The 25,060-nt window shown below is 72.1% G+C and carries 19 protein-coding genes; 15 read left to right on the forward strand and 4 right to left on the reverse strand.

Annotated features, from left to right (window positions below; all coding sequences use genetic code 11):
• Positions 1-20: 20 nt before the first annotated feature.
• Positions 21-1,574, reverse strand: coding sequence for an MFS transporter (locus SVTN_RS28095; RefSeq protein ID WP_041131612.1), 1,554 nt, complete (start codon positions 1,572-1,574; stop codon positions 21-23).
• Positions 1,575-1,706: 132 nt separating this feature from the next.
• Between SVTN_RS28095 and SVTN_RS28100 the strand changes: the two genes are divergently transcribed.
• From SVTN_RS28100 to SVTN_RS28110, 3 genes are all read left to right on the forward strand, one after another.
• Complete coding sequence (locus SVTN_RS28100; protein WP_041131613.1) at positions 1,707-2,324, forward strand: TetR/AcrR family transcriptional regulator; 618 nt, start codon at positions 1,707-1,709, stop codon at positions 2,322-2,324.
• Positions 2,325-2,450: 126 nt separating this feature from the next.
• Positions 2,451-3,161 (forward strand): ribonuclease HII, encoded by a 711-nt coding sequence (locus tag SVTN_RS28105; protein ID WP_041131614.1) that lies wholly within the window; start codon positions 2,451-2,453, stop codon positions 3,159-3,161.
• A gap of 106 nt (positions 3,162-3,267) precedes the next feature.
• A complete protein-coding gene (locus tag SVTN_RS28110; protein ID WP_041131615.1) occupies positions 3,268-3,882 on the forward strand; it encodes a hypothetical protein in 615 nt (204 codons plus the stop codon).
• A 173-nt stretch (positions 3,883-4,055) separates the two neighbouring features.
• Here SVTN_RS28110 and SVTN_RS28115 read toward each other — a convergent pair whose 3' ends face one another.
• Positions 4,056-4,685 carry a hypothetical protein gene (locus SVTN_RS28115; protein WP_041131616.1) on the reverse strand — a complete coding sequence of 210 codons (630 nt, stop codon included), beginning with the start codon at positions 4,683-4,685 and terminating at the stop codon, positions 4,056-4,058.
• A gap of 228 nt (positions 4,686-4,913) precedes the next feature.
• On the reverse strand, positions 4,914-7,097 hold the full coding sequence (locus SVTN_RS28120; RefSeq protein WP_041131617.1) for a RecQ family ATP-dependent DNA helicase: 2,184 nt from the start codon (positions 7,095-7,097) through the stop codon (positions 4,914-4,916).
• Positions 7,098-7,239: 142 nt separating this feature from the next.
• Here SVTN_RS28120 and SVTN_RS28125 point away from each other — a divergent pair, with 142 nt between their 5' ends.
• The 7 genes from SVTN_RS28125 (at position 7,240) to SVTN_RS28155 (ending at position 17,672) form a co-directional block, all read left to right on the forward strand.
• Positions 7,240-8,730 (forward strand): DUF4192 domain-containing protein, encoded by a 1,491-nt coding sequence (locus tag SVTN_RS28125; RefSeq protein ID WP_041131618.1) that lies wholly within the window; start codon positions 7,240-7,242, stop codon positions 8,728-8,730.
• A gap of 115 nt (positions 8,731-8,845) precedes the next feature.
• A complete protein-coding gene (locus SVTN_RS28130; protein ID WP_041131619.1) occupies positions 8,846-10,933 on the forward strand; it encodes a glycogen debranching N-terminal domain-containing protein in 2,088 nt (695 codons plus the stop codon).
• 109 nt (positions 10,934-11,042) lie between these two features.
• A complete protein-coding gene (locus SVTN_RS28135) occupies positions 11,043-11,813 on the forward strand; it encodes an NUDIX hydrolase (RefSeq protein WP_041131620.1) in 771 nt (256 codons plus the stop codon).
• A 122-nt stretch (positions 11,814-11,935) separates the two neighbouring features.
• Positions 11,936-13,738 (forward strand): ABC transporter ATP-binding protein, encoded by a 1,803-nt coding sequence (locus SVTN_RS28140; RefSeq protein ID WP_041131621.1) that lies wholly within the window; start codon positions 11,936-11,938, stop codon positions 13,736-13,738.
• 160 nt (positions 13,739-13,898) lie between these two features.
• On the forward strand, positions 13,899-14,786 hold the full coding sequence (locus SVTN_RS28145; protein ID WP_078908524.1) for a FadR/GntR family transcriptional regulator: 888 nt from the start codon (positions 13,899-13,901) through the stop codon (positions 14,784-14,786).
• A gap of 376 nt (positions 14,787-15,162) precedes the next feature.
• Entirely contained in the window at positions 15,163-16,710 is a 1,548-nt protein-coding gene (locus SVTN_RS28150; protein ID WP_052499329.1) for an RNA polymerase sigma factor, read from the forward strand.
• Positions 16,711-16,853: 143 nt separating this feature from the next.
• Entirely contained in the window at positions 16,854-17,672 is an 819-nt protein-coding gene (locus tag SVTN_RS28155) for a S1 family serine peptidase (protein ID WP_041131624.1), read from the forward strand.
• Between the two features lie 109 nt (positions 17,673-17,781).
• Here SVTN_RS28155 and SVTN_RS28160 read toward each other — a convergent pair whose 3' ends face one another.
• A complete protein-coding gene (locus SVTN_RS28160; RefSeq protein WP_017237643.1) occupies positions 17,782-18,015 on the reverse strand; it encodes a DUF7455 domain-containing protein in 234 nt (77 codons plus the stop codon).
• Positions 18,016-18,447: 432 nt separating this feature from the next.
• Between SVTN_RS28160 and SVTN_RS28165 the strand changes: the two genes are divergently transcribed.
• The 5 genes from SVTN_RS28165 (at position 18,448) to SVTN_RS28185 (ending at position 25,060) form a co-directional block, all read left to right on the forward strand.
• Positions 18,448-20,565, forward strand: coding sequence for a DNA gyrase/topoisomerase IV subunit B (locus SVTN_RS28165; RefSeq protein ID WP_041131625.1), 2,118 nt, complete (start codon positions 18,448-18,450; stop codon positions 20,563-20,565).
• A 133-nt stretch (positions 20,566-20,698) separates the two neighbouring features.
• A complete protein-coding gene (locus tag SVTN_RS28170) occupies positions 20,699-21,937 on the forward strand; it encodes a sensor histidine kinase (RefSeq protein ID WP_078908525.1) in 1,239 nt (412 codons plus the stop codon).
• On the forward strand, positions 21,934-22,887 hold the full coding sequence (locus SVTN_RS41135; protein ID WP_107072769.1) for a response regulator transcription factor: 954 nt from the start codon (positions 21,934-21,936) through the stop codon (positions 22,885-22,887). The genes SVTN_RS28170 and SVTN_RS41135 overlap by 4 nt, the downstream gene beginning before the upstream one ends.
• Positions 22,888-22,985: 98 nt before the next feature.
• On the forward strand, positions 22,986-23,471 hold the full coding sequence (locus tag SVTN_RS28180; protein ID WP_078908526.1) for a DUF485 domain-containing protein: 486 nt from the start codon (positions 22,986-22,988) through the stop codon (positions 23,469-23,471).
• A complete protein-coding gene (locus SVTN_RS28185) occupies positions 23,468-25,060 on the forward strand; it encodes a solute symporter family protein (RefSeq protein ID WP_041131627.1) in 1,593 nt (530 codons plus the stop codon). Before SVTN_RS28180 ends, SVTN_RS28185 begins: the two co-directional genes overlap by 4 nt.

The raw sequence follows: 25,060 nt of genomic DNA on the forward strand, positions 1-25,060 counted from the left end.
CAGGGGACATCGGCGGGTGATCAGGCCACCGGCCCCGCGGCCTCGGCGCGGCCGCTCAGCGCCTCCAGGTCGCTCTTGCGGACCCGGATCACCAGGACGGCCGTGACCAGCGCGATCAGCACCATGCCGACGGCGGCCGTGAAGGCCGAGGAGATGCCCGAGGTCAGCACCTCGTGGCCCCAGGGCGCGGGCAGCTCGTGCGCCTTCAGCGCCTCGGCCTGTTCCTCGGGCGTCGAGTGCGCGAGGAAGTCCGGCAGCTGCTTCTCGCTCTCCTCGCGGCCGGCCGTGCCGAAGACGGTGACCAGGATGGAGAGGCCGAGCGAGCCGCCGACCTGCTGCGTGGCGTTGAGCAGACCCGAGGCGGCGCCCGCCTCGTGCTGGGCGACTCCGGAGACGGCCGTGAGCGTGAGCGTCACGAAGTTGAGGCCCATGCCGGATCCGAACACGACCATCGGGCCGAGTACCCCGCCGACGTAGCTGCTGTCCGACGAGATGAACGTCAGCCAGAAGAGGCCGATGCCGGTGAGCGTCGCTCCGGTCACCATGAACGGCTTGGGGCCGAGGACCGGCAGCAGCCGCTGGGCGAGCCCCGCGCCGACGCCGATCGCGACGGTCACCGGAAGGAAGGCGAATCCGGCCTGGACCGGGCTGTAGTCCAGGACGTTCTGCACCCACAGCACGATGAAGAAGAACATGCCGAACATGGCGGCCGACAGGCTCAGCATGATGACGTACGTGCCCGAGCGGTTGCGGTCCGCGAACATGCGCAGCGGCGTGATCGGTTCCCCGGCCCGTGACTCCACCACGGCGAAGGCCACGAGGAGGACCACCGCCGCGACGAAGGAGCCGATGGTCAGGCCGTCCTTCCATCCCTTCTCGGACGCCCGGATGAACCCGTAGACCAGCGCCGCCATGCCCAGCGTCGACGTCGCGGCGCCCGCGATGTCGAACCGGCCCGGGTGGCGCTCGGACTCGGCGATGTAGCGCGGGGTGAGGAAGGCGATCAGCAGGCCGATCGGCACGTTGACGAAGAAGACCCAGCGCCAGTCGAGCCACTCCGTGAGGGCTCCGCCGGCGAGCAGGCCTATCGCGCCGCCACCGGCGGAGACCGCGGCGAACACGCCGAACGCCCGGTTGCGCTCCGGCCCTTCGGGGAACGTCGTGGTGATCAGTGCGAGCGAGGTCGGCGAGGCGATCGCGCCGCCCACGCCCTGCAGGGCCCGCGCGGCGAGCAGTTGCCAGGGCTCCTGGGCGAAGCCGCCGAGTAGCGAGGCGAACGTGAAGAGCAGGATGCCGGCCATGAACACCCGGCGGCGGCCCAGGATGTCGCCGGCACGTCCGCCGAGGAGCAGGAGGCCGCCGAAGGTGAGCGTGTAGGCGCTGAGCACCCACGACAGGTCGGTCGTCGAGAAGGAGAGCGCGTCCTGGATGTGCGGCAGGGCGATGTTCACGATGGTGGCGTCGAGGACGACCATCAGCTGACAGGCGGCGATGACGGTCAGGGCGATGCCCGGTCGCCCTCCGGCGCGAGTCGGCTCGTTCTCGGTCTGTGTGTCCACCGGAGAAGTTGTCACTATGGATCCCCCACGGAAGAATTAGTGAACGACCCCGTTCACTCTTCGCCACGGTAGTGAGTCCCCCTCAGTGAACGCAACCGTTCACTGAGTACTGCCGACGAATCGAATCGCGTCAACGGAGAGATCCTGATGGTTACTTCGCGCTCCACGGCCGCCGCCCGGCCGGAGGGGGCGGCGCTGCGACGCCGCGGCCCCGTGCTCGAGCGGGCGATCCTGGAGGCCACACTCGACCAGCTGAGCCGTATCGGCTGGAACGGCCTCACGATGGAGGGTGTCGCGGTCGGAGCGCAGACGGGCAAAGCCGCGGTGTACCGGCGGTGGTCGTCGAAGGAGGACCTCGTCGCGGACGCCCTCCAGGCCGGACTGCCGACGCTCGATGAGGCTCCGGACACCGGCCGTGTGCGTGAGGACCTGTACGAGCTGTGCCGCCGGGTCCGGGACGTGATGTACTCCAAGCCCGGCTTCGCTCTGCGTGCTGTGCTTCACGAATGCGATGTCGAGTCCGCCGAGCGCTTCCATGGGCTGATCGAGACGGGCGTGATCGAACCCTCGAAGCGTCTCTTCCGGGACGTGCTACGGCGTGGAATCTCGCGCGGAGAGGTGCGAGCCGACGCGATCGACGACCTCGTCCTCGACGTCGTCCCCGCCATGATGATGTACCGCTCCAAGGTGTGCGGAAGCGAATGGCCGGACGATGAGATCGCCGCCGTGATCGACCGGATCATGGTGCCCCTGCTGCGCGCCTGAGCGGGTCCGGGAGCTTCCGGGGCGGGACGGCGACGGGCTCCGGGGCGTCGCGGGACGGGCCTCGGGGCGTCTGCGGCGAAACCGGGTATCGCGGGTGGCATCAGGCGGCGTAACCTGTCTGGCGCCATGCCGTACGAACCTCCCACCCACACTGTCGAGCGGTCGCTCCGAGCCACCACCGGCGCCAAGATCGTCGCCGGGGTCGACGAGGTCGGACGCGGGGCGTGGGCCGGCCCCGTCACGGTGTGCGCGGCCGTCACCGGCCTGCGCCGGCCCCCCGAGGGGCTCACCGACTCGAAACTGCTCACACCCAAGCGCCGGAACGCGCTGGCCGCGGAGCTGGAGGGGTGGGTCACCGCGTACGCACTCGGCGACGCCTCTCCGCAGGAGATCGACGAACTCGGCATGACCGCGGCGCTGCGGCTCGCGGCCGTCCGGGCCCTCGAAGGCCTTCCCGTACGGCCCGACGCGGTGATCCTCGACGGCAAGCACGACTACCTCGGCAGGCCCTGGCAGGTCCGTACGGTGATCAAGGGCGACCAGTCCTGCATCGCCGTCGCGGCCGCCTCCGTCATAGCCAAGGTCCGGCGGGACGCCCTCATGGCGGAACTGGAGGCCGAGGGTGACCGGTACGCGGCATACGCCTTCGGTGCCAACGCGGGCTACCCTTCGCCGGTCCACAAGGCGGCGCTCGAAGAGCTGGGGCCCACCCCGTACCACCGACTCTCCTGGTCGTACCTGGACGCGCTGCCCCAGTGGCGCCACCTCAAAAAGGTCCGCCTCTCCGCCGAGGCGGCCGCGCTGGAAAGCGGGGGCCAACTCGGCTTCGACTTCTGAACTTCCGGTCACGGGGCCCTGCCGAAGGGTCGCCCACGCGGCCGGGGTGCACATGTGTGCCCACCCGCCGGTGCTCCGCGCAGCGGCGTTTGATAGACATCCATTCATGCCTCTCATCCCCGAGGAGCCTCAGATTCACGAGAGCGCCCAGGGTCCCCGCGCCACCGCGTCGACCCCCCGTCCCGTACCCGGCCCGCGTTCCGCGGCCTCTCCGCGTCCCGGACGCCCCGTACCCGGTCCGGCCAGGCCCGCCGCGCCGGCGCCGCACCCCGGTGCCGGACAGTCTCCGGCCGAGCGCCCGGAGAATCGTTCCGACCAGCGAACCACTCCGCAGCTCCAGCTGATCCCGGCCCCGGTCGACGGCGCGCTCGACGCCGCCGAGGAGGCCCTGGACCTGCTCCTGGAGAGCGGACGGGCGCCCGGCGAGATCCTGGTGCTCACCACCGGCGACCCGCACCCGTGGGCGGCTCACGAGCTGTCCTTCGGCGAGGCCGCCTACTGGGCCCAACAGGACACCGGTGACGACGTGTTCTTCGCCGAGGCCTCCGCCGTGGAGCGGGCCGCCGCCCGCCCCGTGGTGATCGTCGCCGTCAACGGCGGCGACGAGGCGACGGCCGCCAAGGCCCTTCCGTCGGCGATGACCCGCGCGGGCGCGCTGCTCGTCGTCTGCGGTGACCCGCAGCGCATCACGGCGCTCCTCGGAGCAGGCGCCGGCGTCTGACCGACCGCGCTCCTCCGCCGGACCCCACCGGGGCCGGCGGGGGCGTCGGCCGGGGCCCTGCGCCGCCCCGCGCGATCAGCGTGCGGCGGCTCTCCTGGCCCACGCGATCAGAGCGCGGCGGCCCGTCCTGGTCCATGCGGTCGGAGCGCGGCGGCCCGTCCTGGTTCAGGCGGTCAGCGTGCGGCGGCCCGGCGCAGGGGTTCCGTCGCGCCGCTCGCGGTCCTCGGCGTGAGCAGGCCGAGTTCGGCCGGCCCGTCACCCAGCGGCAGGGGAAGCGAGTCGGAGCTCGGACGCCGGCCACCCCGGCCCTCGCCGAGCACCTGCCAGCCACCCCCGGTCAGCGTGATGTACGCGCCGCAGCGGAGCCCGTGCAGTGTGCAGGCGTCCCGGAGCCCCCACATCCAGGCTCCGTCCTCCTCCGTCCAGCGCTCGTCGCCCTCGCGGCAGTACAGCAGGACCGCGGTCCGCACGGGCGCGCGTCTCCGGAGGTCATGCGGAATGACCCGCCGCAGATGCGCGAGGAGCGCGTTGCGGAACTCCCAGCCGTCCGCCGCGACGGGACGGCGGACGAACGAGGCACTGGCCGCGAGCCGTTCCTCGTGGTCCAGGACGGCGATGACCGCCGTCGAGGGCGTGGGCGCGTGGCGCGAGTGCAGTCCGCTGACGACCTCACGAGGATTGCGCAGCAAGGGAATTCCCGCCGCGGCCCACTCGGAGGGTTCGAGCATCCGAGCGAGGCGGCTGGCGGACTCGGACGACGATCTGAGCGAGGCGGCTGTGGGCGGAGCGAATCCGAGGGTCACGGTCCTCCCTTCGGATACGCGCCCGCTGAGCGGGCAAGGTCGGGTGAGGGCGCACCACGGCACAGTCCTTCCGGACCGCTGACGGGCCGTGCGGGGCGGTTTCCCAATTCTTGCGGGCCCGTGCGCGAGCGGCAACGAGCAATTGAGACCGCTGACGGGATTGAGTCGGTATGCCACTCATATCCCTGCCCAGTTGCCCATTGTTCACTCCCCGTTTCCTCTCCTGTTTCACCCCTGGACGGCGAGCACCAGCGGAAACACCCCTTCCGCTCCGGCCCGCCGCAGCAGCCGCGCCGCCACCGCCAACGTCCAGCCGGTGTCGGAGAGATCGTCCACGAGGAGAACCGGTCCGCCGGCGCCGGCCAGCCGCCCTGCCAGCTCCGGAGACACCGTCAGCGTCCGCTGCAGACCGACGACCCGCTGGGCGCTGTTGGTCCGCGAGAGCCGGAGCTCCTCCGCCTCCGGCGCGTACTCCACCACCCCGAGGAAGGGCATCCTGCCGATCTCGGCGATCCGCTGTCCGAGCGACCCCACCAGACGCGGCTTGCGGTGGGAGGCGACCGTGACCACGCCGGCGGGCCGGGCCGGCGCGTCCGGCGCCCCGGAGGCCCACCCCCCGGGCCCCTTGGCCCAGTCGGCCAGCACGTGCACCACCGCCTGCACCACATCGTCCGGGACGGGCCCGTCCGGCGTGCCGTCGGCCAGCATCGGACGCAGCCGGTTGCCCCAGCCGATGTCCGAGAGCCGCCCCAGGGCCCGGCCGCCGAACGCCTGCTCCCCGAGCGGAATACGGCCCTTCAGATCGACCCCGACCGCGGCGAGTCCGGTGGGCCACATCTTCCGGGGCTCGACCTCCACGCCGGGCCGTCCCAGCTCCCCCTTGGCGGCGTCCAGCGCCGCCTCGGACACCTTCGGGTCGAACCGGGCGCCCGCGCAGTTGTCGCAGCGACCGCACGGAGCGGCCTCCTCGTCGTCCAACTGGCGCCGCAGGAACTCCATCCGGCACCCGGTCGTCGCCGCGTAGTCGCGCATCGCCTGCTGCTCGGCCGCCCGCTGCCGCGCCACCCAGGCGTACCGCTCGGTGTCGTACACCCAGGGCTGCCCGGTGCTCTCCCAGCCGCCCTTGACCCGGTGCACCGCGCCGTCCACGTCCAGGACCTTGAGCATGGTCTCCAGCCGGGTCCTGCGCAGCTCGACCAGCGGCTCCAGGGCGGGCAGGGACAAGGGCCGGCCCGCCTGCGCGAGCACGTCGATCGTGCGGCGCACCTGCTCCTCAGGCGGAAAGGCCACCGAGGCGAAGTAGCGCCAGATCGCCTCGTCCTCCTGCCCGGGCAGGAGCAGCACCTCCGCGTGCTCCACCCCTCGCCCGGCCCGGCCGACCTGCTGGTAGTACGCGATGGGGGAGGACGGTGACCCGAGATGCACCACGAAGCCCAGGTCCGGCTTGTCGAAGCCCATGCCGAGGGCCGAGGTCGCCACGAGCGCCTTGACCCGGTTGGCCTGAAGATCGTCCTCCGCCTGCTGCCGGTCGGCGTTCTCCGTCCGACCCGTGTAGGAGGACACGGTGTGTCCGCACTGGCGCAGATAGGCGGTGACCTCGTCGGCCGCGGCGACCGTCAGCGTGTAGATGATTCCGGAGCCGGGCAGCTCGCCGAGGTGGTCGGCGAGCCAGGCCAGCCGGTGCGCGGCGTCCGGCAGCCTGACCACGCCCAGACTCAGGCTCTCCCGGTCGAGGGGCCCGCGCAGGACGAGGGCGTCCGTGCCCGCGCCCGTGCCGAGCTGCTCGGCCACGTCCGCCGTCACCCGGGCGTTCGCCGTCGCCGTGGTCGCCAGCACCGGAACACCGGAGGGCAGGTCGGCCAGCATCGTCCGCAGCCGGCGGTAGTCGGGCCGGAAGTCGTGGCCCCAGTCCGAGATGCAGTGCGCCTCGTCGACCACGAGCAGCCCGGTGGCGGCGGCCAGCTGCGGCAGTACCTGGTCGCGGAAGTCGGGGTTGTTGAGCCGCTCAGGACTCACCAGGAGCACGTCCACCTCGCCGGAGGCCACTTCCTCCTGGACCGTCTCCCACTCCTCGGTGTTCGAGGAGTTGATCGTCCGGGCACGGATGCCCGCCCGGGCCGCCGCCTCCACCTGGTTGCGCATCAGCGCGAGCAGGGGGGAGACGATCACGGTCGGGCCGCTGCCGCGCTCGCGGAGCAGCGAGGTCGCCACGAAGTACACGGCCGACTTGCCCCAGCCGGTCCGCTGCACCACCAGGGCCCGGCGCCGGTCGGCGACCAGGGCCTCGATGGCCCGCCACTGGTCCTCGCGCAGTCTGGCCCTGCCGGTCGGGTCGGAGACGAGACGGGCGAGCACGGCGTCGGCGGAGGCTCGGAGGGCGGCGCGGTCTTCCAGCGGGGCTGCTTGGGTCATACCCCCATGCAACCCGATGCCTCGGACATCGTGCGAATGAGCCGTCGAACCTGTGGACAACTCGATGGGTCGACGGATGCCCCGTTCCAGGAGTTATCCACAGGGGTTTCGGATTTCGGGAGATCACGAGACCGTCCTGACCATGAACGCGAATCACCACGAATCCAGTGGACTCTCCCGTACCCAGCAGATCACCCTGCGCGGCCCGGCGGAACTGGCCGACGCCCTGCCGTTCGTGCTGGGCTTCCACCCCACCGACTCCGTCGTCCTGGTCGCCCTCCACGGCGAGCGCGGCCGCTTCGGCGGCCGTGTCAGGCTCGGGATCCCACGCTCGCCCCGGGAGTGGGCGTCCACCGCCGATCACCTCGCCGAGTGCCTCGTCGAGGGCGGCTCCCGATCCGGCACGCGGCCGGACGGCATCGTCGTCTTCCTGTGCCAGGACCCCGCGCCCGGCGAGACGGGCCGCAGGGTCATGGAGCGGCTGCGGCCCTTCGCGCAGCGCCTGCGGACGGCCTGTGGCGCCCTCGACATCCCCGTCTGCGAGGCCCTCTGCATCACCGACGGGCTGTACTTCTCGTACTGCTGTCCCGACCAGCGCTGCTGCCCGCCGGACGGCACCCCGCTCGCGCTCAACGGCACCTCGGTGATGGCGGCGGCCGCGGCGTACGCCGGAGTGCAGGTACGGGGCTCCCTGCGGGACATGGAGGCCCGGCTGAAGCCGCGTGGCGGACCCGGCGACGAGGAGCAGCGGGCCGCCCTCGACACGGCCGCCGCCTCGATCGTCCCCCGGATCCTCGAGGGCGCCGAAGGGAAGGGACGGGAAGAGGTGCGCGAAGCGACGTTGCGTCTCGCCCGCGGGATCCTCCGCCGGTTCGTCAGCCCGAAGAGCACACAGAGCCCGAAGAACCAGAAGAGCCCGCAGGGCCCTATGGGCGCTCTGGGTCCGAAGAGCCCCCAGGCCGGTGCGGCGGGTGCGCTGAGCACGGCGAGCCCGGTGCGGCCGATCGTTCCGGGACGACAGACCGGTGCCGTCGCCGACGACGCGGCCGACGACGCCCTGATCACGACCGACGAGGCGGCCGCTCTGGTCCTCGGTCTGCAGGACCGGGTCACCCGGGACCGCGCCGCCGAGTGGATGGAGGGCTGGGAGGGGACCGCCGCCCTGCGGCTCTGGCGCGTCCTGGCCCGGCGCTGTGTCACGCCCTACCAGGAGCATGCCGCCGCGCCCCTCACCCTCGCGGGCTGGACGGCCTGGTCCCTGGGCGACGAGCCGACCGCCCGCGTCGCCCTCGGGCTCGCCCTCGACGCCGACCCCGAGTACGTCTTCGCCCGGCTGCTGCACCAGGCCTGCAACGAAGGTCTTGACCCCGAGTCGCTCCGCTCCTGTCTGAGGAGCGAGCGGGACGCCCGGGCCGCCTCGGAACAGGAGGTTCCCTCGCCCTCCCGGCGGGTCCGGATGCGGGCGACCCGCAGGCCGGGCACTCCGCAGGCCCTCAGGAAGCCGGGGCGGCAGACCGATGGGAGCGGGCGCCGGACGACCGCCGGAGTCCGCCCCGGCGGGCCCGCCGCCACGAGGCCGGGGAGCGGGACTCCCCGGCACGGCGGACAGCGCGGTTCCAGGAGCGGCCGATGACGACCGTGACCCGGCCACCCGCAAGCGCGTTCAGCTCTCTGGCGGAGTCGTACGAACCGTCCCGCCGACACCTTGCCGGCCGCCCGGTTCGCACAGAGAGCACCTCGTACCCGCCATGGCTCCCAGCCCCGTCCCGGCCCCCGGCCGACCCGCCGGACACCCGAGCACCCAGTCGTCCGGACACACCTCCGGACACACGTCCGGCGCAGGCATCGCGTTCCCGCGCGCGATGCGCCCCGCGGAACTTCCCTCGGTGCACGGTGCGCTCCTCTGCGTGGCCCTGCCCGCCCTCACCGTCTGCGCCGAGCACGGCCAGCTCACCGGAGAAGGACCCGAGGGGGTGTACGACGCGGGGCGACGGCTCCTGTCCCGCTGCGTCCTGCGGGTGGCGGGGCGGGAACCCGTCGCGCTCCAGGGCCGTATGGCGGCCGCCGACCGGGCGGTGTTCCTCGGCGCCCTGCGCGTCCCCGGCGATGCCGGGCCCGACCCGGCCCTCACCGTCGAACGCACGCGGAGCGCCGACGGAACCGAGCGGATCACCCTGCGCAGTGCCGCGGCCAGGCCCCTCCGGCTCCCCGTGGAAGTCGCTCTGGGCACGGATCTCGCGGATCTGGGGTCGGTGGCGTCCGGGAGAACCGGACCCGAACTCGCCGCGAGCGTCCACGGCACCGGACTGCGGTGGACCGGTGGCGACGGCCGATCCGTCGCCGTCACGGCGGACCCGCCGCCCATGGACTCCCTGGCAGCGGCGGGAGTACTGCGCTGGGAAGCCGAGCTGGCGCCCGGAGCGGCGTTCACACTCCGGCTGCGCGTACGCGGGGAGTGGGCCGCCCGCCCCGCCGCCTCCTCGGGTGCGGGCTCCGGACGGCCCGGCGGCCACCTCCTCGCCGAGGCCCGCGCCGAGGGCGACGACCCGCGGCCGGGGGAACTGCTCCGCGCCTCCGTGGAGGACCTGCGGGCCCTGCTCCAGCGCGACCCGGGCCGCCCCGCGGACGTGTACCTCGCGGCCGGCGTCCCCTGGCGCTGCGGACCGGTCACCGCCGAGGCACTCTGGGCGGCCCGCATGTCCCTGCCCCTCGGCACCCGGCTCGCCACCACCACCCTGCGTGCCCTCGGGCGCACCCAACTCTCCGGCAGCGGACCCGAGTCCGGCCGCCTCCAGGGACCGCTCAGGGACGCGGGCCCGCACCTTCCGCCCCGCTGCACGGGCATCGAAGCCACCCTCGCCTTTCCGGCCGTGCTCGCCGAGGCCCGCCGCTGGGGGCTCCCGTCCGCGGACCTGGAGGAGCTGCTCCCCGTGGCGGAGCGCTGCCTCGACTGGCTCCGGCGTACGGCCGGCCGGGACGGGTTCGTGCCGGACCCGGGGCCCGCCGGGCCCTGGCGGGCCGAGACCCAGGCACACGCGCACCGCGCCGCCCTGCTCGGTGCCGACCTCCTCGACGGCTGCGGTCGGCCCGGGGGAGACGCCCTGCGCGACGCGGCGAGAACCCTGCGCGAGCGGTTCCGGCGAGAGTTCTGGCTCGACGACCCGGCGGGGGGCCGACCCGCCGTCGCCCGCGCACCGGAGGGACGGACCTGGCCCCAGCTGGGCGGCTGGGCCGCGCACCTGCTCGACACCGGGCTGCTGGGCGGCGGCCGGTATGCACCCGGCCTCCTGGACAGGACGGAGAGCGAACAGGTGGCCAGGCTGCTCGGCACCCCGGCGCTCGACTCCGGCTGGGGACTGCGCAGCCTGGGGACCAAGGAGCCGGGCCACAACCCCTTCGGCCACCGGGCCGGAGCGGTGCGGGTGCACGAGACGGCGGTCGCCGTGGCCGGTCTCGCCGCCGCCGGTCACGAGAAGGAGGCCGCCTCCCTGCTGCGGGGGCTGCTCGACGCGGCGGAGGCCTTCACCCATCGGCTCCCCGAGATGTACGCGGGAGAGCAGCGGACGACGGGCGGACGCCCGGTGCCTCACCCGGCGGCGTGCCGACCTGCGGCCGTCGCGGCCGCCGGAGCGGTCCATGCGCTGCTCGCCCTCGCCGGCATCAGACCCGATGCGCCGGGCCGGTCCGTGTCGGTGCACCCGCTGGCCTCGGCCCCGCTCGGCGCGATCCGCTTGTCGGGGCTCGTGGTCGCCGGCGAACCCTTCGCCGTGCGGGTCGGCAGGCTGGGTCTCGGTATGGTCGAGGAGGCCGCAGAGGGCCTTCAGCTGGGGGTGTGACGAGATGCCGGGCACTGAGACGAGGGAAGCCTCGCGGCGCGGTGAGGAAGTAGTGGCCGATGCTTCCGCGAGGCGTGTTTATCGTCAGGAAGACGACTATGATCGCGGCATGCCTCCCTACGACCCTTCGGCCTTCCCTCCCTTCGCCGTGACCGTCGATCTGGTCGTGCTCACCGTGCGGCGCCACGCACTGTGCACCCTGGTCGTGCGGCGAGGAGAGGCGCCGTACCAGGGGCGTTGGGCGCTGCCCGGCGGTTTCGTCCAGGCCGACGAGGACCTCGGTGCCGCGGCGGCGCGCGAGCTGGTCGAGGAGACCGGCCTCTGCGCCCACGATCCGGCCGCCCCGCCGCCCGTACCGAGCAACGGCGCGCACCTGGAGCAGCTGGCCACGTACGGGGCTCCCGACCGCGACCCGCGGATGCGGGTGGTGAGTGTCGCGCACCTGGCGCTGGCACCGGACCTTCCCGCGCCGCGTGCGGGCGGTGACGCGAACAGCGCCCGCTGGGCCCCGGTCGAGGAGCTCCTCGGCGAGGACGAGACCGCCGCGGCCGAGGACGGAGGGCCGGGGGCACTCGCCTTCGACCACGCCCGGATCCTCGCGGACGGGGTGGAGCGCGCCCGCTCCAAGATCGAGTACTCCTCCCTGGCCACGGCCTTCTGCCCGCCGGAGTTCACGGTCGGAGAACTGCGACGCGTCTACGAGGCCGTCTGGGGCGTGTCCCTCGACCCGCGCAACTTCCACCGCAAGGTGACCGGCACGCCCGGCTTCCTGGTCCCGGCCGGAGGCACCACGACCCGTCAGGGAGGGCGTCCCGCGCAGCTCTTCCGGGCAGGTGGGGCCACTCTTCTCAACCCGCCGATGCTGCGCCCCGAGGTCTGAGAGCCGTGCGCGTCCGGCGCCCCTGGGCGCCAAACCTGCACTGAAAGTCCGAAATGTAGCGTTATCTTGCTGCGGTAGCGCCGCCCTGCCGCGGAGCGGTGTCACCTACCGCGAGAGAAGCGATGCTCCAGGCAATCGGACTGACCAGCACTCCCCGCCGCGATCGCCCGCCCGCCGTGGACGATCTGACCTTCGACGCCCGGCCGGGCGCCGTGACCGCACTCCTCGGCCCCCGGGGATCCGGCAAGACCACCGCCCTCCGGCTCATGCTCGAACTCGAGCCGGGCCGTGGCATCACCTACTTCCGCGGCCGGCCGCTGCACCGCATCGCCCACCCCCCTCGCGAGGTCGGCGTGCTCCTCGGCGACGCCCCCGGACACCCCTCCCGCACCCTCCGGGGGCAGCTCCGGATGCTCTGCGCCGCCACGGGAGCCCCTGCCGCACGGGTCGATGAGCTGGTGCGGGCCGTGGGTCTGACCGGCCTGGAGCGCCGGCGGATCGGCACCCTGCCGATCGGTGCGGACCGTCGACTCGGGCTCGCCTCGGCCCTGTTGGGCGCCCCCCACACCCTGCTGCTCGACGAGCCCGCCGCAGGTCTCTCCGTACCCGAGAGCGAGTGGCTGTACGAGCTGTTGCGCGCGCACGCCGTGGAAGGGGGAACCGTGCTGTACACCACGGAGGACCCCAAGGACGCGGCCCGCAACGCCGACCGCGTCGTCACCCTCGACGGGGGCCGGCTCGTCGCGGACCAGGAGGCCGTCGAGTTCGCCCGTACCCGCTTGCGTCCCCGGGTCGTCGTCCGGACCCCGCACGCCGCGCGCCTGGCCGCGGCCGTGACCCAGGAGGCCAGAGCAGCCCGTCGTCCCGTCGAGGTGGTCGCCGAGGACGGCAACCGTCTGTCGGTCTACGGCAGCGACTGCGCGGCCGTCGGCGACACCGCCTTCCGGCACGGCGTACCGATCCACCGGCTCGCCGACGAGAGGGGAGGCGACGGCGGCGCTGTCGCCGCCGGGCATGCGCGGCAGGCTTCGGGAGGCGAGGGGGCCGGGGGCTCCGCGAGCCGTGCCGCCACGCCGGCGGGTGCCGGGCGACCCCCCGGGGCCACGGGGCGGGAGACCGCGGGCAGGCGGCGAGGTGCCGTCCGGAGGCCTCCGCGCTCCCCCCTGCGTCCGCTGCGGTACGAGATCCACCGGCTCCTGGGCGTGCCCTCCACCCCGCTCGTCGTGGCCGGCGTCCTGCTCGTTTCCGTGACGCTCGCCCTGCTCCTCGGCCGCGGTGGCCGAGCCGAGCTGCCCGCCGTCCTCGCCGGCTGGCCCGCGATCTCCCCGCTGCCGCCCGCGGCCCTCGGCGCCGGGCTGCTCGGCGCCTTCGCCTTCGGCGAGGAGTACCGCTATCCCGCGCTCACCACGGGGCGCGGAGCCGTGCCCCGCAGACCGGGCCTGCTGCTCGCGAAACTCGCCGTGGCCGCGGTCGTGGCCCTTGCGATCGGAGTGCTCGTCGTGGCGGTCGACCTCTCGGTCCTGCGGTTCGTCCACGGCGGCGAGTTGGTCCCCGTACCGAAGAACTGGCCGACCCTCTGCGCCAATTGGCTGGGTCTGGTCGTCGGCTGCGCGTGGGCCGGGGTGCTGGGTGCCGGAGTGTTCCGGGCCGCCGCGGCCGGGGTGGCGGCGGTGCTCGCGGTGCCGGTGGCCTTCGTTCCGCTGCTGCAGAAGGTGCTGACCGGGCCGTCGGTGCGCTCGGCGGCCGGACTTCCGGCGAGGCTGCGCGAGTTCGCGGGACCGCAGTGGTCCCCGGCCCTGGACCGGTGGCTCACGGGGGTGCTGCGGGTGGTCGGTCAGCCCGCGGGGGTGGCGCTCTCGCTGACGTTGACAGGGCTGCTCTGCGCCTATGTGTTCACCGGCCTTCGCCGCAGGGCTCGTTGGTGATCACTTGCGGACCGAAAGGTTCCGGTTTCTCGTCAACTCCCTTGAAATCCGCCGCGTATGCCCGATTAATCGTCAATTGTGTAGGGGGTGCCGATCACCCTTTCGTGTGCTTTTCACCAAAGACCTCAAGGGTCACGGAGGCAACGCCGACAAAGGATGCGTGAGTACCCTTGCGCACACCATGATGACCGCCGCCCGCCCCGTCGACTCAGGCCTCGGCGCCCCGGGCGATCTCGACCGCTACCCCTACACGGAGGCGCCCACCGCCGGTCGTGTGGGCCCGCCCGCCTGGGAGGGGGTGGACACCGACCTGGGCCGAGTCGGCCGCCGGACCGCCGGCAACCGGGGCCGCGGGCTGCACGGGCAGCTCGTCCAGCAGCTCGGCCAGATGATCGTCTCCGGCGACCTCGGCGCCGACCGTCCGCTCGTCCCCGAGGAGATCGGCCAGCGGTTCGAGGTCTCGCGCACCGTCGTGCGCGAGTCGCTGCGCGTGCTGGAGGCGAAGGGGCTCGTCAGCGCCCGACCGAACGTCGGCACGCGGGTCAGGCCCGTCAGCGACTGGAACCTCCTCGACCCCGACATCATCGAGTGGCGCGCCTTCGGCCCACAGCGCGACGACCAGCGCCGCGAGCTCAACGAGCTGCGGTGGACGATCGAACCCCTCGCCGCCCGCCTCGCCGCCGGGCACGGCCGCGAGGACGTGCAGCAGCGCCTCGCCGACATGGTCGAGATCATGGGGCACGCGTTCGCCCAGGGCGACGGCATCACCTTCTCCCGGGCCGACACGGAGTTCCACTCCCTCCTCATCCAGCTGGCCGGGAACCGCATGCTGGAGCACCTCTCCGGCATCGTCGCCGCCGCGCTCCAGGTCTCCGGTGGTCCCGCCACCGGCTGCGACCGGCCGAGCGAGGCCTGCCTGGCGCACCACGCCCGGATCGTGGACGCGCTCGCCGCCGGGGACGCCCACGGCGCCGAGAACGCCATGCGGCAGCTGCTCACGGTCCACCCCGAGGTGGAGCGCGTCGTCCCCGCCCCTCGCGAACACTGATCCGCGGGCCGTGGCCAGGAGCGCGGAGGCGCACGCACCGCGTGCCGCCGGGTCCGAGCACCACCCGGGGGGCGACAGGGTCTCCCCGGGTGGCGCCCGGGTTCCGGAGGTGCGAATGTGCCGTGATCGACCGCACTGGCCGTTTCGTCGCAAATGAGGTGTGACTCGGGCCACGAAGATTGGGCGTAACACTCCTCCGAGCCGTGCGATGACCTAAGAGGTGACAGCCGAGGAAGGAATACAGCAGCCGACAGAGGCGCTGTGCAGTTCCCCGGTCCAGCCCGCGCCGTCGGCACATTCCCCGTCGACGGTCGTCGGCTCCAGCCCGATCCAGGGCGGGGCCGGAAGCCGTTTCCATCGTTCCGAGAGGTTGTTCGTGTCGGCCAGCACATCCCGTACGCTCCCGCCGGAGATCGCCGAGTCCGAGTCTGTGATGGCGCTCATCGAGCGGGGAAAGGCTGATGGGCAGATCGCCGGCGATGACGTGCGTCGGGCCTTCGAAGCTGACCAGATTCCGCCAACCCAGTGGAAGAATGTTCTGCGCAGCCTCAATCAGATCCTCGAGGAAGAGGGTGTGACGCTGATGGTCAGTGCAGCGGAGTCGCCGAAGCGCGCCCGCAAGAGCGTCGCAGCGAAGAGCCCGGCCAAGCGCACCGCCACCAAGACCGTCACCGCCAGGACGACCGTGACGAAGACCACCGTCTCGGCCTCCACGGCCGCCGCGGCCGAGGGCACCGACCCGGCCGACGAGGCCGGATCGCCCGCCAAGAAGGCGGCCGCGAAGAAGACCGTCGCCAAGAAGGCGGTGGCCAAAAAGACCGTCGCCAAGAAGACGGCCGCCAAGAAGACCACGTCCAAGAAGGACGCCGACGAGCTCATCGAGGGCGAGGAGCTCCTCGAGGACGTCGCGCCCGGCAAGGGTGAGGACGAGGAGACCGAGGGCGAGAGCAAGGGCTTCGTCCTGTCCGACGAGGACGAGGACGACGCGCCGGCCCAGCAGGTCGCCGTCGCCGGTGCCACCGCCGACCCGGTCAAGGACTACCTCAAGCAGATCGGCAAGGTCCCGCTGCTCAACGCCGAGCAGGAGGTCGAGCTCGCCAAGCGCATCGAGGCCGGTCTGTTCGCCGAGGACAAGCTCGCGAACTCGGACAAGCTCGCTCCGAAGCTCAAGCGCGAGCTGGAGATCATCGCCGAGGACGGCCGCCGGGCCAAGAACCACCTCCTGGAGGCCAACCTCCGTCTGGTGGTCTCGCTGGCCAAGCGCTACACCGGCCGCGGCATGCTCTTCCTGGACCTGATCCAGGAGGGCAACCTGGGTCTGATCCGCGCCGTCGAGAAGTTCGACTACACCAAGGGCTACAAGTTCTCCACGTACGCCACCTGGTGGATCCGTCAGGCGATCACCCGCGCCATGGCCGACCAGGCCCGCACCATCCGTATCCCGGTGCACATGGTCGAGGTCATCAACAAGCTCGCGCGCGTGCAGCGCCAGATGCTCCAGGACCTGGGCCGTGAGCCCACCCCGGAGGAGCTGGCCAAGGAGCTCGACATGACCCCCGAGAAGGTCATCGAGGTCCAGAAGTACGGCCGTGAGCCGATCTCCCTCCACACCCCGCTGGGTGAGGACGGCGACAGCGAGTTCGGCGACCTCATCGAGGACTCCGAGGCGGTCGTGCCGGCCGACGCGGTCAGCTTCACGCTGCTCCAGGAGCAGCTGCACTCCGTTCTCGACACGCTCTCCGAGCGCGAGGCGGGCGTCGTCTCCATGCGCTTCGGCCTCACCGACGGCCAGCCGAAGACGCTGGACGAGATCGGCAAGGTCTACGGCGTGACGCGAGAGCGGATCCGTCAGATCGAGTCGAAGACGATGTCGAAGCTCCGTCACCCGTCGCGCTCGCAGGTCCTGCGCGACTACCTCGACTGATCCGTACGAGGTACGCAGCGACACACGGAAGGGCCCGGTTCCCCGAGAGGGGGAGCCGGGCCCTCCGGCTTTGCGCGGGTGCACGGCGGGGACGCGTGCTGGACGCTGGGTGAACCGACATCACCCGAGAGTCAGGAGGCTCCATGCGTGGTTCCCTCATCCGAGCATTGACGGGTGCTCTGGGCCTGATCACCGCGGCGGCGGGGCAGCTCGCCACTGCCGGTCCCGTCGCCGCCGACAGCGTCGTGGTGGGTGGCCGGCCGGCCCGGATCACGGACGCGCCGTGGGTCGTGGCGCTGTCCAGCCGTGACCGGTTCGGGGGTACGCGCGCGGGGCAGTTCTGCGGGGGTGTGGTCGTCGCCCCCACCAAGGTGCTCACGGCGGCCCACTGCCTGGGGCGTGAGGTCCTCGGCGGTGAGCCGTGGGAGGTGCGCGACTTCGTGGCCATCGCGGGCCGTGCGGCGCTGAGCGGACACGAGGGCCAGGAGGTCCGGATCTCGGACGCCTGGGTCAATCCCGACTACGACCCGACGACCAACTCGGGCGACCTGGCCGTGCTGACGCTGGTGAGTGCACTGCCGCAGTCGTACGTGATCGGCGTCGCCCGCTCGGGAGACGCGGCGTACGCGTCCGGCACGGAGGCGGACGTCTACGGCTGGGGCGACACGACCGGCAACGGGGCCTATGCCTCCGCGCTGCGGACGGCGCGCGTCCAGGTGCTGCCGGACTCGGCGTGCGAGCGGGCGTACCCGGGCGGTTTCGGCGTCCGCTACCAGCGCGGGACGATGCTGTGCGCGGGCGACCCGCGGGGCGGGAAGGACGCGTGCCAGGGAGACAGCGGGGGCCCGCTGGTGGCCAAGGGGCTTCTCGTCGGCCTGGTGTCCTGGGGCAGTGGCTGCGGGCAGGCGGAGAACCCGGGTGTCTACACGCGCGTCTCGGCGGTGCTTCCCGAGCACTTCTGAGCCGGGGAGGGGGACGCAGGGTACGAGAACGGGCGGTCACCCCTGAGAGGGGGTGACCGCCCGTCGTCCGATCAGCGCGACCGGCCCTGGGCTCGTCGTGGATGGCGCGTCAGGCGTGGTCTTCGCCCTGCGTACGGGCCGGCACATCCGTGAGCCGGTCCGTCTCATCCTGTATCTCAACGGCGATCTTCTTGAGTTCCGGCTCGAACTTACGTCCGTGGTGGGCGCAGAAGAGCAAGTCACCTCCGCTGGTCAGGACGACACGCAGGTATGCCTGGGCGCCGCAGCGGTCGCAGCGGTCAGCGGCCGTCAGGGGGCTCGCGGGGGTCAGAACAGTAGTCACGTCGCCTCTTCTCTAGCTCGACGAGCTGTCGTACCAGGGTCAACATCCAACCAGGCCGAAAACGTTCCCGCTCGTGGCTTTTCCTTGAAACTTCTTCCCAAGGTGGCTGTCTGCTGCCGGTTGGCGGCGAATGAGCCGTATTGCGTCGCTCTACGGATTTCGCGTTGCTTGTGTCGGTTAGCCCTCCCGGCGGGTTGCCGGTTGTTCATGAGGACGTGCCCGGAGCCTAAATGGTTCATGCCTGGAAGGGAACGTGATGTTCACGTCACCCCATCGAGGGATCGAACATCCATACGACGCTGGACTAGCATGAGGAATCCGGGAGGGTGGCGTGACAACGGCTCTACCAGGCATCGGTACCCTCTGAGCGGTGACCGACGCCGGGCCTTACCCCACTGGGCCAGATTTCAAATTCAGCGAGGAGCGAACCGCGTGACCGCCGAAACGTCCGTGCCGTCCAGTGCGCTGCTGACCGCAGACCGTGACGGTTCCAACTACACCGCGCGGCACCTGCTCGTACTCGAAGGGCTCGAAGCGGTCCGCAAGCGCCCCGGTATGTACATCGGGTCCACCGACAGCCGCGGCCTGATGCACTGCATCTGGGAGATCATCGACAACTCGGTCGACGAGGCCCTCGGCGGCTACTGCGACCACATCGAGGTCATCCTCCACGACGACGGCTCCGTCGAGGTCCGGGACAACGGCCGGGGCATCCCGGTCGACGTCGAGCCGAAGACCGGCCTCTCCGGCGTCGAGGTCGTCATGACCAAGCTGCACGCCGGCGGAAAGTTCGGCGGCGGATCGTACGCGGCCTCGGGTGGTCTGCACGGCGTCGGCGCCTCCGTGGTCAACGCCCTGTCGGCCCGCCTCGACGTCGAGGTCGACCGGAACAGCGCGACCCACTCGATCTCCTTCCGCCGCGGTGTCCCCGGCATCTTCACCGAGCAGGGCCCCGACAGCCCCTTCGACCCGGCCAACGGCCTCGTCAAGGGCAAGCGCGTCCCCAAGACCCGCACCGGCACGCGGATCCGCTACTGGGCGGACCGGCAGATCTTCCTCAAGGACGCCAAGCTCTCCCTGGAGACGCTCCACCAGCGCGCCCGGCAGACCGCCTTCCTCGTCCCGGGCCTCACCATCGTCGTCCGCGACGAGCGGGACCTGGCCGACATCGGCAAGAGCGAGGAGACCTTCCGCTTCGACGGGGGCATCAGCGAGTTCTGCGAGTACCTCGCGCAGGACAAGGCCGTCTGCGACATCCAGCGCCTCACCGGACAGGGCACCTTCAAGGAGACGGTCCCCGTCCTCGACGAGCGCGGCCACATGACGCCGACCGAGGTCACCCGTGAGCTCGCCGTCGACGTCGCCCTGCGCTGGGGCACCGGCTACGACACCACGGTCAAGTCCTTCGTCAACATCATCGCCACCCCCAAGGGCGGCACCCACGTCTCCGGCTTCGAGCAGGCCATCACCAAGACGGTGAACGAGGTGCTGCGCTCGGCCAAGATGCTGCGCGTCGCCGAGGACGACATCGTCAAGGACGACGCCCTGGAGGGGCTCACGGCCGTCGTGACGGTCCGCCTCGCCGAGCCGCAGTTCGAGGGGCAGACCAAGGAGATCCTCGGTACCTCCGCCGCCCGCCGGATCGTGGCGAACGTGGTGGCCAAGGAGCTCAAGGCCTTCCTCACCTCCACCAAGCGGGACGCCAAGGCGCAGGCCCGCGCCGTACTCGAGAAGGCCGTCGCCGCGGCGCGGACCCGGATCGCGGCCCGTCAGCACAAGGAGGCGCAGCGCAGGAAGACCGCGCTCGAGTCCTCCTCGCTGCCGGCCAAGCTCGCGGACTGCCGCAGCGACGACGTCGAGCGCAGCGAGCTCTTCATCGTCGAGGGAGACTCCGCCCTCGGTACGGCCAAGCTCGCCCGGAACAGCGAGTTCCAGGCCCTGCTGCCGATCCGCGGCAAGATCCTCAACGTCCAGAAGTCGTCCGTCTCGGACATGCTCAAGAACGCCGAGTGCGGGGCGATCATCCAGGTCATAGGAGCGGGCTCGGGCCGCACCTTCGACATCGACGCGGCCCGCTACGGGAAGATCGTCCTCCTGGTCGACGCCGACGTCGACGGCGCCCACATCCGCTGCCTGCTGCTGACCCTGTTCCAGCGCTACATGCGGCCCATGGTCGAGCAGGGACGCGTCTTCGCCGCGGTGCCGCCGCTGCACCGGATCGAGCTCGTCCAGCCCAAGAAGGGCCAGGACAAGTACGTCTACACGTACTCGGACAACGAGCTGCGGCAGACCCTCCTGGAGTTCCAGCGCAAGGGGGTCCGCTACAAGGACGCCATCCAGCGCTACAAGGGTCTGGGTGAGATGGACGCCGACCAGCTCGCGGAGACCACGATGGACCCGCGTCACCGCACCCTGCGCCGGATCAACATCGGCGACCTGGACGCGGCGGAGCAGGTCTTCGACCTCCTCATGGGCAACGACGTGGCGCCCCGCAAGGAGTTCATCACCGGCTCGGCGGCGACCCTCGACCGCTCGCGCATCGACGCCTGACAGACTCCACCCGTGGGTGGAGCCACACGCTCCACCCACGGGCCGATCACACGGTCGCTGACTCTCCGTAGCATCGAAGTGTCGGAGGGGGACGGACATGGGCGAGAAGCGCGACTGAGGATTCGCGACGTCGATGACGAGGACGGGTACCGGGACGGGGACGGGGACGACGGAGCGTGCAGGGGCGACGAGCGCGGTGGCGCACGTCAGCTCCTGGCGGTCCTGGCCCTCGCGGGAGGCGCTCACCCGCGTCGGTGTGCCCCGGGGGCGGATCGTCCTCGACCACACCATGATCGCGGGCCTGAGCGTCCTGGTGTTGACCGGCTGCTACACCTCGGGCGCGTTCGCCGGCTGGTACGCGCCGTTGCCTCCGCTGGGGTTCGGCCTCTGTGTGGTGGCGGCGCTGCGGTATCACCACACGACCCTCGACCATCGTCTGGCGGCCTCGCTGGGACTGCTCGCGGGGATCGCGCTCTGTGGCCTGGGGGCCTATGCGGCGGGCGCCCCGACGCCTGCGACGGTGATCTGGATCGTGGTCTCGGTCATGGCGATGGAGCGGCTGCCGCTCCCCGTGGGGCTGGCGACCGTGGCGGTCCTCGTGGCCGGGTTCGTGGAGGCCGACGAGACCGGGATCCTCGGGGCCGGTATCACCACGGTGGCCGTGCTGCTCGCCGGATACTCCCTCCGGCTGGACGCCGAGGCGCGGGGGGCCGGATTCCAGCTGCTCGCCCAGGAACGGCTCGCCCGCGAGGCGGAGGCCGCCTCGGCGGCGCTCGCCGAGCGGGCCAGGATCGCCAGGGAGATACATGACGTGCTCGCCCACAGCCTCTCCGCGCAGATGGTGCACCTGGAGGTCGCACGGCTCCAGATCGAAGCCGGGGCGGACCGCGCGGAGATCCTCAAGCTCGTGACCTCGGCACGTTCCATGGCCAGGGAGGGCCTCGCCGAGACCCGCCACGCACTCTCGGCCCTGCGCGGGGACATGGCGCCCGTCGAGGACTATCTGCGGGAGTTGGCGCGGGAGGACCGCGCCGAGGTCGATGTCACCGGCGAGCGCCGGGACCTGCCCGCCGAGGCCTCGCAGGCGGTGCGGCGGGTCGCACAGGAAGCTCTCACCAATGTCCGTAAGCACGCCCCGGGCGCCCGGACCAGAATCCGATTCGCCTACGGGACGGACGAGGTCTCCCTGGAGATATGCGACTCAGGACCGCCCCAGACCGACGAGGATGCGCGGATGGGGGAGGAACTCGGGTCCTCCGGCTCCGGGTACGGGCTGCTCGGCATGAGGGAGCGGGCCGAGCTGCTCGGCGGCAGCCTGGACGCGGGGCCCGAGGGACCCGGGTTCACGGTGCGGTTGCGGGTGCCGGCATGAGTGCCGCGGACGGTGACCGTGTCGCACGGGTCGTCGTCGCCGATGACCAGGCCGTCGTGCGCGAGGGGATCGTGATGCTGCTCGGCCTGCTTCCCGGGATCGAGGTCGTCGGGTCGGCAAGGGACGGGGAGGAGGCGGTCGCGCTCACCGCCGAGCTCGGTCCTGACGTCGTCCTGATGGATCTGCGGATGCCCCGCTGCGACGGCGTCGAGGCCACCCGCCGGATCCGTGACCGGCACCCCGGGACGGAGGTCGTCGTGCTCACCACCTACGCCGACGACGACTCGCTGTTCCCGGCGCTGCGGGCCGGGGCGCGCGGTTACCTCACCAAGGACGCCGGCGGGGAGGAGATCGAGCGGGCGGTGCGGGACGTGATCGACGGGCGGGCCGGACTCTCTCCTTCCGTACAGCGGCGGCTCCTCGAGCGGCTGCTCGACCGGGACGCCCGGGACGCCCGGGAGGTCCAGGACATCCGAGACGCCCGAGACACCCGGGCCGTCCAGGACAGCCGGGACAGCCGGGACGTCCGGGACAGCCAGGACAGCCGGGACGTCCAGGGCACCCGGGACAGCCGGGATGCCCCGGATGGGCGGGCCGAGCGGGCTGAGCGGTCCGGATGGGCAGGGCGGGCAGGGCGGGGCGGGTCCCAGGGCGGGTCCTGGACCGGGACGGTCACGGGCAGAGGGTCCGGGGTGCCGCCGGGGGCACCGGTCGGCTTGTCCGGTCCGGACGCCGACGGGCTGACGGAGCGGGAGACGGAGGTGCTCGTGCTGGTCGCGGACGGATTGTCCAACCCGGAGATCGCCGGACGGTTGCGGATCTCCACGGCCACGGTGAAGACCCACATCAACAACCTCTTCGCCAAGACCGGGGTGCGCGACCGGGCCCAGGCCGTGCGGTACGCATATCAGCACGGTCTGGTCAGGGCGCCTGGGAGAAGAGTCACCTGATGGGGTGAAGTGAGGGAGGAGAAGAGTCCGGGATCTTCCCGCTCTGTCCATCCTTGGGCACGCGGCCGAAACGGTTCGCTGACAAGGAGAGTTGGCCGGTGGAGCAGGTGGACAAGCAGGAGGGGCGCGACGCTTCGGCGATGGCGGTCGACGACCCCTGGTACGACGCGACGGCCTCCGGTCGGGGCGAGGAGGCGGCGGTCGGGGCGCCCGGAGGCGGCCGCCCCGACGCGGTGCCGCGGCAGCGGGTCCACAGCGCGGCGGAGATCTATCTGGAAGTCCAGCGGAGCCCCGCCTTCCAGGAAGTGCGCCGCCGCTACCGCCGGTTCGTCTTCCCGGCCACCCTGGCGTTCCTCCTCTGGTACCTCGCCTATGTGGTGGCGGCGACCGCCGCGCCCGGGCTCATGGGCCGGCCGGTGGCCGGAGCGGTGAACGTGGCGATGGTGGCAGGGCTCGCACAGTTCCTCACCACCTTCCTGCTGACCTGGGCGTACGCGCGCCACGCGCGGCTGCGCAGGGACCGGGCGGCGCTGGAACTGCGCTGGGACACCCAGGAGATGACCCGAGGGGTGGTGCAGCCGTGACCGGAGACCACCAGACCCTGGCGCTCGTGCTGTTCAGCGTGTTCGTCGCCGTGACCCTCGCGATCACCACCTGGGTGAGTCGGCACCGCCACGGTTCGGCGGAGGAGTTCTACGCCGGAGGGCGGCTGTTCTCGCCCTTGGAGAACGGCTTCGCCATCGCCGGGGACTACATGTCCGCGGCCTCGTTCCTCGGCATCTCCGGGCTGATCGCGCTCTACGGCTACGACGGCATGCTGTACTCCGTCGGCTTCCTCGTCGCCTGGCTGGTCGTGCTCCTGCTGGTCGCCGAACTGGTCCGCAACTGCGGGCGGTTCACACTGGCCGACGTCGTCGCCGCACGGATGGCGGAGCGGCCCGTGCGGATCGCCGCCGGAACGTCCTCGGTGGCCGTCTCCGTGCTGTACCTCGTGGCCCAGATGGTGGGTGCCGGGAGCCTGGTGGCACTGCTGCTCGGCGGTTCCAGCGAGGCGGCGCGCTCGTGGACGGTGATCGGAGTGGGCGCGCTGATGGTGATCTACGTGTCGCTCGGCGGCATGCGGGCCACCACCTGGATCCAGATCGTCAAGGCGGTCCTGCTCATGGCGGGCACGATCGCGCTCACCGTCCTCGTCCTGCTCCGGTTCCACGGCGATGTGAACAGCCTGCTCTCCACCGCGGCCGAACGCAGCGGGCACGGGCTGGACTTCCTCGCGCCCGGGCTGCGTTACGGCGGGGACTGGACGGCCCGCCTCGACTTCATCAGCCTCGGCCTCGCCCTCGTTCTGGGCACCGCCGGACTGCCGCACATCCTCTCGCGCTTCTACACCGTGCCGACCGCCCGCGCCGCCCGCCGCTCGGTCGTCTGGTCCATCGGGCTCATCGGCAGCTTCTACCTGATGACCATCGTGCTCGGCTTCGGCGCGGCCGCGCTGATCGGACCCGACCAGGTCCGCGCCTCCAACGCGTCCGGGAACACCGCCGTACCGCTGCTCGCCCTCGACCTCGGCGGAGGTGCGGGCTCCACCGGCGGCACGGTGCTCTTCGCGATCGTCGCCGCCGTCGCCTTCGCGACCATCCTCGCCGTCGTCGCGGGGATCACGCTGGCCTCCTCGGCCTCCGTCGCCCACGACCTGTACGCCTCACTGCGCCGCCGGCACGCGAAGCAGTACAGCGAGGTGACCGTCGCCCGGGTCGCCGCCGCGGGCATCGGCGCGGCCGCCATCGGCCTCGGACTGCTCGCCCGCGACCTCAACGTGGCCTTCCTCGTCGGCCTGGCCTTCGCGGTCGCGGCCTCCGCCAATCTGCCGGTGCTGCTCTACTCGCTGTTCTGGCGGAAGTTCACCACCCGGGGCGCGGTCTGGTCGGTGTACGGCGGTCTGATCCCCGCCGTGCTGCTCGTCCTGGTCTCCCCGGTCGTCTCCGGCAGCCCGGAATCGCTGTTCCCGGGCGTCGACTTCCACCTCTTCCCGCTGCAGAACCCGGGAGTGGTCTCCATCCCGCTCGGCTTCGTCGCCGGGTGGATCGGTACGGTCACCTCGCCCGAGCCGCCCGACGAGGCCCGGCACGCGGAGACCGAGGTACGGGCCTTGACGGGCGCCGGAGCCGTCTGA

It is taken from the genome of Streptomyces vietnamensis (assembly GCF_000830005.1).
Lineage (GTDB): Bacteria > Actinomycetota > Actinomycetes > Streptomycetales > Streptomycetaceae > Streptomyces > Streptomyces vietnamensis.